Source organism: Polaribacter sp. IC073, assembly GCF_007997075.1.
GTDB lineage: Bacteria > Bacteroidota > Bacteroidia > Flavobacteriales > Flavobacteriaceae > Polaribacter.
Genome location: NZ_VORS01000019.1, coordinates 1 through 12,555, shown reverse-complemented (window position 1 = coordinate 12,555; position 12,555 = coordinate 1). Strand labels below are relative to the sequence as shown.

Sequence of the window (12,555 nt, the reverse complement as noted above, 5' to 3'; positions counted from 1 at the left end):
GGGCTCACCTCTTCCCATCTCGAACAGAGAAGTTAAGCCCAATCGCGCCGATGGTACTGCATTTATGTGGGAGAGTAGGTCGCCGCCTTTCTTAATTCTGATACAATCAGAATATTACAAACCTCATATCGAAAGATATGAGGTTTTTTTATGCACAAAAATCAATCAAAACTAAAAAGGATACAGCAAAACAGACGCTAAACATTCATCTCGAGCTACCCAAACTCAAATGTGCTGGTAATAAATATGAATAAGGATATGCTACATCGTTGACTGCATCTATTAAATGATCTTTGATAAGAGTGATAGGACTTATGATTACTTAGAGTATAGTCTACAAAAGCTTAAAAAGCTGTATTATTTTATCTAAAACGGTTTTTTAATTAGAAGTGGTTGATGATAAATTAGTAAAAAAGGAGATAGCAGTTTAAGAGATAAGAAAAATGGAAGTGTTTATTTAACGAAGTTTAGGATCGATTATCTTGCGTGAAGGATCGTAGTGAAAAGCCCACAGTGAGGAACGAACGAGGACTTGCAGCGGAAAGCCTGACCATTTGTATGACGAGGGGTTGTATAACGCTAGAATGTTGTTTTAAAATGGGCACGCCCAAAGGAAAAGATACATTAGAATTAAATAAAAAACTCACCAGTAAGTACTGATGAGCTTTTGATTTAATTGGATTTTAGAATATTTACATGGCTACTAAATCGCCAGAAACATCTTTGGAGGGTAATTCTGATTAAATTGTTAATTATTTATATTCAGTTACCATGTTATAAAATTATAATGCGTTAGATTGCCTTACTCTTGCGCGCAATGAGCGTGAGTTTACACGGTAACCAGTAAACATGTGGTGGTACACACGACCTACATATGCCGTCCACCAATCACTATACTCAACAGTGTTTCCTCTGCTATTTGTTACTTGTAGATTCCCTTGATCTGATCCATCTTGCCCGATTAATCGAATGCGGTAATCTATTCGAGCGTTACCAGAAGACACTTCTACTCTTTTGTTTACAGTTACAGGTTCCCATTCGGTTGCTTCTCCGAATGTAACAGGATTACCAACATTAATCCAATCACTTTTATCTCCCGTTTCATTATCCGTTGTATACTGGTATTGGTACTGAAGTTTTAGAAGTGTTGGTACTCCTGGAGCTTCATAAAGAATGTTATAATATTTAACCCATGCTGTATCACCTGTATTTGCAGTTGTTATTGTTGGGTACGGAACTTTGTTTTCTATAATAATTGGCGCTTCATCAAAACTATGTATAATTACATTAGATTTTCCTACGGGTAAATTGATGTCGCGATTATAGACTAGATCTAAATTATCTACCGCTCCTTTGTGTAGTTTAAGATTGGCTGTTCCAGATTCCGTTGTAAAAAACTTACCTACGGCACCTCTAGGAATATAGCTGAAGGTGGGTAATGAAGATGTTTCATTGGTTAATAAGCGTTCATTTAATTCTACCATATTAATACTATTTGCATTTCCTCCACTCATTGGAACCATATAATGTAATTGGAATTGTGCTGTGTTTTCATCATTAACTTGAGTGCTTTCGTATTCTACAAAATGCTGCTCACAGGCTACAATTAAAAAAGTGCAAACCAGAAAGAGTCCTATTTTCGCTAAATATTTCATAATTTTTATATTTCTTAAGTTTAACATATTTTTTTATTCTGGCAATTCTCCCGGGTAAACAAACCATGGTATTGACGTATGATAATTGTCTGCTGTTCCAGAAATTGGTTTCAGTTTTTCTAATGATGGTAAATTCCACATATATTCTGAATTAAAACGCGGTCTTAATCGATAACTCGGAGAACCTTCATTACGTATATTATAAGCTCCTTTTCTTCCTTGCACTTGCGCTGGTGCTAAATACAATCCTTTATATACTTTTGAAGGATCTGAATCTACTTTTTGATCTAAAGAAGCTTGTATGAATCCGTCACCGTTACTAGGAATATCTCCTGTAAAGCTGATATCATAATTGTATTTACGCATATCTACCCACGCTTCTTGCGCTCCCCATGGGTATAGTGCCACCCATTTTTGCATCATAATGTGAGATAAAGTAAAATCTGTTAATCCATCTACATAGGGCCCGTTTATATATTTGGTAGAAAGATCATTAAAAGCACCTGTTGTAATTTTGTCACCACCAGTTGCACTACCTTCTTTACCTGTAGAGATATAGCGTGCTGTTGTTTGCATGTCTGCTCTAATTCCTTCTTTAAATGCATTAAAAGCTTCTGGCTTTTGGTTTAATTTCCAATAAGCTTCTGCTAAGCAGAATTTTATTTCTGCATAGGTTGTTAAAATATAAGGAGCGTCGTCTCTATATATCCAACGCCCTGACCCATCATTTACAGTTCCTGAATACTGAGATGATAGTGTTCTACCATAGTAAGAAGGAGCTTGCCCAATAGAACCTGTAGTTCCTGTAAAAGAGCCCCCATAATATTTATAAGCTTTTATACTATCATTATCATCTAAATCTTCATAAGTTGGGTTGCTTGTGGTTGCCAACTTCACTGCAACTCTAGGGTCAAAATGACCTGATTGGTTTACTAAGGTATCGGTAATAATTTGTTTTGTTGCAAGTTCATATGGATGATATGGATTACTACCTCCAATAATTTTATCACCTGTTGCTTGTTCATACTCAGGAACAGTTCCTGTAAATACTTGTACTGCATATTCATGCTGAAAATACCTGTAATTTAGATTTCGTCTTGCAGTGCCCCAGAAATTGTTATAACTACTGTAAGGTGCAGATTGAGAGCCACCACCAATTTTTACGGTTGCATCATCACTAGGACTTTGAAAAGATTTTTCTGCAGCAGTTATTAATTCTTGTGCATAAGTACTATTAAAATCTGTTTTATTGGTTAAAGAAGCTAGGTTACGAACAATAATAGCGTAGGAAAATTTAATCCACTTCTCTTTATCTCCACCATAAATAAAATCATTATCACTTATTTTATTTCCATAAGATTGATCATCTGCTCGCTCTAGTAACTCAACAGCTTCATAGGCCCATTCGCGCACTTGTGCATATACGTCTTTTTGATAATCATAATCGTGTTGCAGTAAATCTGGTACAAATGCATCTTTCATCGGTACTTCTCCATGAACTTTTGTTAGCAAATCCCAACTAAAAGCTTTCATGGCTAACCCAATTCCGGCTAATGTCCAATCTTCTGCAGCTTTAGATTGATTGATTAAATTTTCTAGATTCTGACCTTGACTCCAATACGTCATTCGCCAAATTTGCCCTCCAGAATCACTTCCTGGGTTGTAGTAATGACTGGCAAAATTAGAGTAGCTACTTGTACCCATCATTTGTGTCATTGGTGCAATGGCACGTAAGTCGTAAAAAATTTCTTGGTATTGTTGAGTGACACCAGCTAAATACAAATATCCATCTACTTTAGCAGGAGCATCTATATTATCATTTACATCGAGGTATTCTTCACAGCTAGTTAAGCTGAAAAATAGTATTAGTAGGTATATAAATTTATTTTTCATGACGTTTTAATTTAAGGTTAAACTTAATCCTATAGAGAAACTACGAGGGTTTGGCATGGAAAACACATCAATACCTTCACCACCTGTTCCACCAGCTGCAGCAGAAACTGTATTTCCAACAGCATCAATACCAGAGTAATTTGTCCATGTAAATAAATCATTTGCTACAAAAAATAAATCCATTTTAGATAAAATTTTTGTTTTTCGAAGTGCTTCTTCTGGCAAGCGGTAAGAAAAACGGAACTCTTGCATTCTTAAATAGTTTACATCTTGTTCTAACCAATCTTCATCTCCTCCACTAAAAATAGTAGATCCATAGGTTCTATAATCCACAGAAATTGTGTTTTGGGTTGGGTTTGCACTGTTCTCATTACCATCTTTAAGAACACCATTAAAAATTTGAGGTTGTCTTTCACGCAAAGCAACCGACTCCCAACTTGTTCCTCGTTGCATCATATATCGTTTTGTGCCATTTACAACTGTGGCACCTAAACGTCCCGCAAATAAACTTGATACTCTAAAGTCTCTATATTTCAAACTTGTCATTACTCCGAAACGTAATTTTGGTTCTCTGTCTCCAATAATAGACCATTGACTAGCCGTTAGTGGTAATCCGGTAGTTGGTGAAATTAAGATATCTCCATTATCATTGCGGTCATAAGCTCTTCCAGTTAGTGTGGTAATTGGTTCACCTCTCATAATACCGTTTCTTATATTTCCTGAGTTCCAGGTATTTGGATTGTAGTATTCTGTTACATTTTCAGGAAGATAAACAACTTCTGAAGTCCCTTTAGAACCATTTACTCCAACATTCCAAGTAAAATCATCTGTCTTTATCACATCAACATCAATATTTGCTTCCCATCCTTTTGTTTTAAAGGTACCAACATTCATGGTGTTTAATACAAAACCTGTAGCATAACTTAATCGGAAACCTTGTACGATTTGATCTGAATTTTCTGTTTCAAAATAGGTGAAACTTGCTTTAACTCTGTTCTTAAACAATCTTAAATCTATACCTGCCTCATGTGCTGTCGTAATTTCTGGTTTAAGATTAGGGTTTGGTCCTGTAAAGCCATATTTAAAACCGCCACCTGTTAGGTTGGTGTTTTGCAATTCAGGATCAATTTGCAAAGGTCTTGCATCTTTACCAACTTGCGCCCAAGAACCACGTAGTTTCAAGTAATTGATTGGTTTTATATTTTTCATAAAATCGAAATCAGAAACAATTAGAGCACCTTCAAGAGCAGGATAGAAATAGCTGTTGTTATTTACAGGTAATGTAGACGACCAATCATTTCTAGCTCTTAAAGTTATAAAAGCAATATTGTCATATCCGAATTCAAACGAACCAGAAATTCCTTGTACTCTTCGTTTTGTATTTCTTTGTCTAGCAGTTTGTGTTAATGGATCTGTATTGTTGATCGATTGAAAATTAGGCTCAATAAATTTACCACCGTAACTTGCAGCTCTTGTAACTCCGTTTTCTAATTGATGGTATCCTAACTGACCAGAAAATGAAAATTTCTCATCAAAAAAATTATTGGTGTATCCTGTAAGAATATTAATAGTTGGATCAGAAAAATTTGACTGTACAAGATTATACTGACCTTCACCAGCATTTCTATTGGCATAATAAGGATGGTTAGAGGTTACAAAAGTTTGCATACCAACATCCCAACCAACTTGCGCTCTTATAAACGTGTTTTTAGAAGGGGTAATATTAAGAGCGATGTTACTGATGAATCGATCTGATTCATCATAATATTTATTTTTATTCATTCCGAAAAGAGGGTTCAGTAAATCTTCATCAAGATAATACTCTGGTTTTCTCATATGACTGCCATCTTCAGCAAGATAATTGCTCATATCGTCTACCATTGGCCACAACATAGCACGGTATAATGGACCCGCTGTACCTTTTCGAACCTTAGTGTTTGTGGTACTTGTATATTGTAGCGCTCCTTCAAACGTTAGCCAATCTGTAACATTAGCCCTACCAGACAAACTTAAATTTGTTCTACTATAATCTGTAGTTTTTAAAACACCTGTTTCATTTAATTGAGAAAAACTAGCACGGATAGTCGCTTCTTCAGACCCACCTTCAATAGAAACATTGTATCGTTCTTGAAAACCTGTTTGAAGAACTGCATCAATATTATCATAGGTTTTAGTTCCTTCAGGATACTGTCCTCCAAATTTACTTGTAAAATAGTAGTTTGTTGTTCCATAGGCTCCATTGGCATATTTATCTTGCATTTCTGGATAGCCGTAAGCTTTGCTAAATTTGATGTAGTTGCTAAACTTCACTTTGCCTTTTCCTGCAGTACCTTTTTTAGTAGTGATAATAATTGCACCATTTGAGGCATCTGAACCGTACAAAGCAGCGGCGCCAGCACCTTTTAAGACTGTTATAGACTCAATATCTTCAGGATTAAAATCATTACCTCTTGAAGAAAAATCCATATCACGAACAGAAAAACCACCTCCAGCCATACCACTAGGATCAAATGTAGAGTTATTCATAGGAATACCATCTACCACATAAAGTGGCTGATTATTACCAGATATAGAGGTAATATTTCGTAAAATTACAGTGTTAGATGCTCCGGGGCTTCCACTAGTAGATCCTATATTAAGACCAGCTACACGCCCTGCAAGTGCAGAAATAAAGTTTTCTCTCCCTGAATCTTCAATTGTTTTACCATCAATTTTCTGCACCGAAGAACCGATACTTCTTTGAACACGTTTTAAACCAAATTCAGCAGTAATTACAATTTCATCTAAAGCTGTTTCACTTTCAGTTAAGGTGACATTTATTTTTACTTTATCAGCAATTATTTCTCGGCTTTTATATCCCATAAAGGAGAAAATTAATTTTTTTCCTTTTTCAATGGTTAGGTTATAATTTCCTTTAAAATCTGTAAATGTACCTTTTTCGGTACCTTTTACTTGAACAGCCACTCCTGGTAAACCATTATCTAGTTCATCTGTAACATTACCGCTCACAGTTATATTCTGTGAAAATAATACCGAAAACGAAGTTGTAAAAAAAACCAGCAGTGTGAGTTGAATGTTTTTTGTCATGACTTTTTTTTATTTGTGATTGTAAACTTAATAAAAAAAATACAATATTTATGCATACAATGTTACTTTTATGCATTTTTTATGCGTTTTTATTTTGTTTTAATGTGGTTTTTATGCAGTATTTTGCATTTTTTACCTTTAGAAATGGAGTGCTGCTAATTTTATACATTACATTATTTATGAAAGTATGTAAGGCATTAAAAGAAAAAGATAATTTGATACATAACAAAAAGCATAAAAGAAAGACGACTCTTTTATCAGAATTTATATTTGTTTCTAAATTTAAATACAAAAGTGAAATTATTATAAGAGCCCTATAAATGTTGTTTTAGAGAAACTTATAGGTAGTCTTAAGGTTTAGCTACTTATTGTCTCATAACTTTTTAAAAATATAGATTTAGTGGAAGTATGGTGATTTGAGTTTATGATACAGATTAAAGGATGCGTTGAACAGGTGATTAAAGTTTTATTTCTTTCTTTAAAAAAAAATAAAACTAAAAAAAGAACATTCAGACATGCTTATTTATGCGATATACAATTGTTAAATTTTATAACTTGTTATTGTCTATAAAATAGAATCATAGGAAGGAATGAAGCTATTCGGTCTTTATTGTAAGATCATTTAATTCTCAGATCTACAAAAGAAGCTTTTTATTGTTTTAAATAGTAATTTTTATGATGCTATTCCGTTATAAAGTATATTTGTAAAACGAAACTAAATTAGTTAATGACAAAGTTATTTTTTATTTCTATTTTATTTTTTTCGATCTCCTTAAATGCTCAGGTTGGGGGAGAAAGAATCTATCAGTTTTTAAATATTTCTACATCTGCAAGACAAATAGCACTGGGTGGAGAGGTATTGACGTTGATAGATGATATTAATCAACCGATATGGAATCCTTCTACTATAAACAGTGCTTTAGACAGGAGGTTATCTGTGAATTATGCTAGTTATTTAGCAGGAATAAACGTTGGTTCTATTTCTTATGCTAGAGAGATTTCAAGGAGATTTGGTACTGTTCATGCAAGTATAAAATACTTAGATTATGGTGCTATTATAGGAGCAGACGAAGAAGGAAATGAAACTGGTAATTTTAAGGCGAGTGATATTGCTGTTTCTGTTGGTTATGCCTATAATTTTCCAAATACTAATTTTTATTTTGGAGCAAACTTAAAGTTAATTACGTCTAATATTAGTAATTTTTCTTCTACAGGAATTGCAATAGATATAGCTTTGTTATACCAAAGTCCGTTTAAACCTTTTTCTTTTACACTTGTGGCAAGGAATATTGGAACTCAAATTTCAACCTACAATGGTACTACTGAAAAACTACCTTTGCAGGTAGCTTTAGGAGGTTCTTTTCAATTAGAACATGTTCCTTTAAAATGGTACGGAACTTTAGATAATTTGCAACAGTGGGATATTTCAGCAGTCAATCCTTCAGATCAAACAACAGATTTAGAAGGAAATGTATCGCAAGAAGGTGTTGGGTTTATTGGAAATACTTTTAGGCATTTTGTTATCGGAGCAGAATTGTTTCCAGAAAGTTTGATAAATGTACGACTGGGATATAACTTTAGAAGAGCTGCCGAATTAAAATTGCAAAATGCGAGAACTTTTAGTGGAATTTCCTTTGGTTTTGGAATAAAAATGAATAGATTTAAATTTAATTATGCACATTCTAAATTTCACTCTGCTTCTAATGTTAGCACATTTAGTTTAGAGATAGATTTAGATAATAGAAGGTATTAAATGAATAAAAAAATTACGATTGCTATAGATGGATTCTCATCGACAGGGAAAAGTACCATTGCTAAATTATTAGCAAAAAAGTACAATTATATATATGTAGATACGGGGGCGATGTACAGAGCTGTTACGTTATATGCAAAACAAAATAATTTTGTTGGCAAAGACTTTTTAGATAAAGAACAACTTATTTCTAGTCTAAAAAATGTTTCTCTTTCTTTTTGTTTTAATGCAGATTTAGGTTTTGCTGAAATGTTTTTAAACGGAATAAATGTTGAAAAGGAAATTAGAACATTAGAAATCTCTCAATTAGTAAGTAAAGTGTCTACTATTTCTGCTGTGAGAAAAAAGTTAGTTGCAGAACAGCAAATAATGGGAGAAAATAGTGGTGTTGTTATGGATGGTAGAGATATTGGAACAGTCGTTTTTCCAAATGCTGATGTAAAGTTATACATGACTGCTTCTGCAGACAAAAGAGCAACTAGACGGTACAAAGAGTTAATAGATAGAGGAGACAAAGTAGATTTTAAAGACATTCTTTTTAATGTAGAAGAAAGAGATAGAATAGATTCTACAAGAGAAGATTCTCCTTTAATGAAAGCAGCCGATGCTATTGGTTTTGATAATTCGGACATGGGAATTAACGAACAGTTTGAACGTATTTGCGCTTTAGTAGATAGAAAACTTTAAGAAATTCTAATACATAGCAAGTAGGTTTAGCCCTGATTGAAACGGCATCCTTTTTATAGCTATTAAAAAAAGAGTAACTCTTTTAATTATGAGATTGCTATGGTTTACAAAAGGTAAACTTGGCTATAACAGCTATAAAAAGATATAGTGGAAAGCAGGAAATAGCTTCTAAAAAACAGAGAATATCTGAATATTAAGGAATATTCAGATATTTATGCGTTTGTAAAGAAATTTTCCATTTCGGATTTTTCATAACATACTCTACAATAAGTGGCGTCATTTTTTCTTTTTTACTCCATTCTGGTTGTAAATAAAGTTCACATTCAGCACCCACTTTAGCAGCCTCTTGTTCTGCGAAATCAAAGTCAGAATTATTGTGAATAATCATTTTTAGCTCATTCGCTTCCGGATAACATTCATCTAAAGGAAGTTTATTTTTCTTTGGTGAAAGGCAAAACCAGTTCCATTTTCCAGAAAAAGAATACGCACCAGAAGTTTCTATATGCGTTCTAATATTATTTTTTTGGAGTAGATCTGTAATATAATCCATAGACCACATTAAAGGTTCACCACCAGTTATAACAACGGTTTTAGCATATTTTTTTACATTCTCTACAATGGTATCTGCTAACGTTGGTGGGTGCAATTCTGCGTTCCAGCTTTCTTTAACATCACACCAATGGCAACCAACATCGCAACCACCAACTCTAATAAAGTAAGCGGCAGTTCCTGTGTGAGCACCTTCACCTTGTATTGTATAAAATTCTTCCATTAACGGAAGCATAATTCCTTTATCTACTAAATCTTTTGTATTTTTATCCATCTTCATTAAAATCTACCCAAAACGGTTTTAAGGGTGCAAAGGTAGTTTTTGTATATCAAGAATAAAAGGAATAATAAATTAATTCTAAATGCTTAATAATCAAAACAATTTCGTAAATTTGCACTCCTTTTTACGAGAACAGATTTATAAAAGGAAAAGTATAAAACAATTTATAAAAACAACTCTTTGCGTTTTTATCGTTAAAAATCTGGAGAACAATAAGATACAAAAATTATTTCTCGGAAATGTCTGAAGAAACAAAAAACACTGAAGAGCAGGTAGCTGCTACTGAAGTACAAGAAACAGCGACTCCAGCTGTAGATCCAAAACAATTTTTAGCTGATTTTAACTGGCACAAATACGAACAAGGTATTGAAGCTGTTGATGAAGAAAAACTACAAGCTTTTGAAAAAGCGTTAGAAGGAACTGTTGGTTTTGTAAACGAACGTGACGTAATTGAAGGAACTGTAATTAGAATTACTGATAGAGATGCAATCATCGATATCAATTCTAAGTCTGAAGGAGTTATTTCTTTAAACGAATTTCGTTACAACCAAGGCTTAAAAGAAGGAGATACTGTAGAAGTATTAGTTGACAAAAGAGAAGATTCTTCTGGTCAATTAGTATTATCTCACAAAAAAGCAAGAGTAATTAAAGCATGGGAACGTGTTAACAATGCTCATGAAACTGGTGAAGTAGTTAACGGTTTCGTTAAATGTAGAACTAGAGGTGGTATGATTGTAGATGTTTTCGGAATCGAAGCATTCTTACCAGGATCTCAAATTGACGTGAAGCCAATTAGAGATTACGATCAATATGTAGAGAAAACAATGGAATTCAAAGTTGTGAAAATCAACCACGAATTTAAAAACGTTGTTGTATCTCATAAAGCTCTTATTGAAGCGGATATTGAATTACAGAAAAAAGAAATCATTGGTCAACTAGAAAAAGGACAAGTATTAGAAGGTGTTGTTAAAAACATTACTTCTTATGGTGTGTTTGTAGATTTAGGTGGTGTAGATGGTTTGGTTCATATTACAGATTTATCTTGGTCTAGAATCAATCACCCGAACGAGGTTGTTGAATTAGATCAAAAATTAAACGTTGTAATTTTAGATTTTGATGATAACAAATCTAGAATCCAATTAGGTTTAAAACAATTGTCTGCGCATCCTTGGGAAGCTTTAAACGATACTTTAAAAGTTGGTGATAAAGTAACTGGAGAAGTTGTAGTAATTGCAGATTATGGCGCATTTGTAGAAGTTGAACAAGGAGTAGAAGGGTTAATTCACGTTTCTGAAATGTCTTGGTCAACACATTTACGTTCTGCACAAGATTTCGTAAAAGTTGGTGATAAAGTAGAAGCGCAAGTTTTAACTTTAGATAGAGAAGACCGTAAAATGTCTTTAGGTATCAAACAATTACACCCAGATCCTTGGACAGATATTACAACTAAATTTCCAGTAGGTTCTACGCACACAGGTACTGTAAGAAATTACACAAACTTTGGTGTTTTTGTAGAATTAGAAGAAGGAATTGACGGTTTGGTATATATTTCTGATTTATCTTGGACTAAGAAAATTAAGCACCCATCAGACTTTGTAACTGTAGGTGACAAATTAGAGGTTCAAGTATTAGAATTAGATGTAGAGAACAGAAAGTTAAACTTAGGTCATAAGCAAACACAAGATAACCCTTGGGACGCTCATGAGGCTACATACGCAATCGGTTCTACACATGAAGGTGCTGTAAAAGAAAAGAATGATAAAGGAGCAGTTGTAACTTTTTCTGATGGAGTTGAAGGTTTTGCACCAACAAGATTCTTAGAAAAAGAAGACGGTTCTAAATTAGAAAAAGGAGATACAATTAAATTTATTGTATTAGAATTTTCTAAAGAATACAGAAGAGTTGTTGTTTCTCATACTTCATTATTTAGAGAAGAAGAAAAGAGAAATATTAAAACAGCAGCTAAGAAAACTGCAGATGCAGAAAAAACTACACTTGGAGACATCGGTGGTTTAGCAGCATTAAAAGAGAAAATGGAAGCTGGTAGCAAAAAGAAGTAATTCTTTTATAACAAGTCGATATTTATAATATCTAAAAGCCGATGCAATTTGCATCGGCTTTTTTTTTGTTTAAAACTCTACCTATTAATCTATTTTAGAAGCTACTGTTCTGTAGAATTTAATATTAAGTTGGGCGTTCCCTAAAGGTCGGGCTTTACGCACTCGCTTTTTTTAAGAAAAATAAAAAAGAGCTCAAACAAATGCTTCAATCCCTAACGCAAACATTTTTGCTAATTTATTTAATTAGCTATAATTTCTCTAAGTTTTAAAAGGGAATCAGATTGCTTTTTTTAGCCTTTATACAAAGAAGTAAATCAGAATAATTTATCTTTGTACTGCTAATTAAAAAAGACATTCAAAGAATGACATTAATAAAATCAATATCCGGAATTAGAGGAACCATTGGAGGTAAAACGGGCGACAATTTAACACCCATAGACGCTGTGAAATTTGCAGCTGCTTACGGTGCATTTATACAAGCAAGAAATGCTGATAAGAAAAAGATAAAAGTTGTAATTGGCAGAGACGCTCGTATTTCTGGAAAAATGATTTCTAGTTTGGTCGCAAATACTTTAGTTGGTTTAGGTATTG

General features: G+C 33.5%; 7 protein-coding genes, 1 rRNA gene and 1 pseudogene. 5 read left to right on the top strand and 4 right to left on the bottom strand.

Going from position 1 to position 12,555, the window contains the following annotated elements:
- A 5S ribosomal RNA gene (gene rrf, locus ES045_RS16080) occupies positions 1-91 on the top strand; the annotation flags it as partial.
- 691 nt (positions 92-782) lie between these two features.
- Here the strand turns inward: rrf and ES045_RS16075 are convergent.
- The 3 genes from ES045_RS16075 to ES045_RS16065 are packed head-to-tail and all read right to left on the bottom strand — an operon-like array spanning position 783 to position 6,635.
- The gene (locus ES045_RS16075) at positions 783-1,655 is read right to left on the bottom strand and encodes a hypothetical protein (protein WP_147117296.1); all 873 of its coding nucleotides are present in this window, start codon (positions 1,653-1,655) and stop codon (positions 783-785) included.
- Positions 1,656-1,688: 33 nt separating this feature from the next.
- Positions 1,689-3,548, bottom strand: coding sequence for a SusD/RagB family nutrient-binding outer membrane lipoprotein (locus ES045_RS16070; protein ID WP_147117295.1), 1,860 nt, complete (start codon positions 3,546-3,548; stop codon positions 1,689-1,691).
- 6 nt (positions 3,549-3,554) lie between these two features.
- Complete coding sequence (locus ES045_RS16065) at positions 3,555-6,635, bottom strand: SusC/RagA family TonB-linked outer membrane protein (protein WP_147117294.1); 3,081 nt, start codon at positions 6,633-6,635, stop codon at positions 3,555-3,557.
- 727 nt (positions 6,636-7,362) lie between these two features.
- Here ES045_RS16065 and porQ point away from each other — a divergent pair.
- Together porQ and cmk are read left to right on the top strand one after the other, a co-directional pair.
- Entirely contained in the window at positions 7,363-8,388 is a 1,026-nt protein-coding gene (gene porQ, locus ES045_RS16060) for a type IX secretion system protein PorQ (protein WP_147117293.1), read from the top strand.
- Positions 8,389-9,075: a (d)CMP kinase gene (gene cmk, locus ES045_RS16055; RefSeq protein ID WP_147117292.1), complete on the top strand. Its 687-nt coding sequence runs from the start codon at positions 8,389-8,391 to the stop codon at positions 9,073-9,075. It abuts the gene before it with no gap.
- A gap of 193 nt (positions 9,076-9,268) precedes the next feature.
- Here the strand turns inward: cmk and ES045_RS16050 are convergent, their stop codons facing one another.
- Positions 9,269-9,898: a 7-carboxy-7-deazaguanine synthase QueE gene (locus ES045_RS16050; RefSeq protein ID WP_147117291.1), complete on the bottom strand. Its 630-nt coding sequence runs from the start codon at positions 9,896-9,898 to the stop codon at positions 9,269-9,271.
- A 245-nt stretch (positions 9,899-10,143) separates the two neighbouring features.
- Here ES045_RS16050 and rpsA point away from each other — a divergent pair, with 245 nt between their 5' ends.
- Both rpsA and ES045_RS16040 read left to right on the top strand, forming a co-directional pair.
- Positions 10,144-11,964, top strand: coding sequence for a 30S ribosomal protein S1 (gene rpsA, locus ES045_RS16045; protein WP_147117290.1), 1,821 nt, complete (start codon positions 10,144-10,146; stop codon positions 11,962-11,964).
- 362 nt (positions 11,965-12,326) lie between these two features.
- Positions 12,327-12,555: pseudogene (locus ES045_RS16040) on the top strand (phosphoglucosamine mutase); the annotation flags it as partial.

What these genes read in the sequence shown, in the direction of transcription:
- rpsA (WP_147117290.1), top strand. Translation starts at nt 10,144, where the DNA reads ATGTCTGAAGAAACAAAAAACACTGAAGAGCAGGTAGCTGCTACTGAA.
- ES045_RS16065 (WP_147117294.1), bottom strand. Translation starts at nt 6,635, where the DNA reads ATGACAAAAAACATTCAACTCACACTGCTGGTTTTTTTTACAACTTCG.
- porQ (WP_147117293.1), top strand. Translation starts at nt 7,363, where the DNA reads ATGACAAAGTTATTTTTTATTTCTATTTTATTTTTTTCGATCTCCTTA.
- cmk (WP_147117292.1), top strand. Translation starts at nt 8,389, where the DNA reads ATGAATAAAAAAATTACGATTGCTATAGATGGATTCTCATCGACAGGG.
- ES045_RS16075 (WP_147117296.1), bottom strand. Translation starts at nt 1,655, where the DNA reads ATGAAATATTTAGCGAAAATAGGACTCTTTCTGGTTTGCACTTTTTTA.
- ES045_RS16070 (WP_147117295.1), bottom strand. Translation starts at nt 3,548, where the DNA reads ATGAAAAATAAATTTATATACCTACTAATACTATTTTTCAGCTTAACT.
- ES045_RS16050 (WP_147117291.1), bottom strand. Translation starts at nt 9,898, where the DNA reads ATGGATAAAAATACAAAAGATTTAGTAGATAAAGGAATTATGCTTCCG.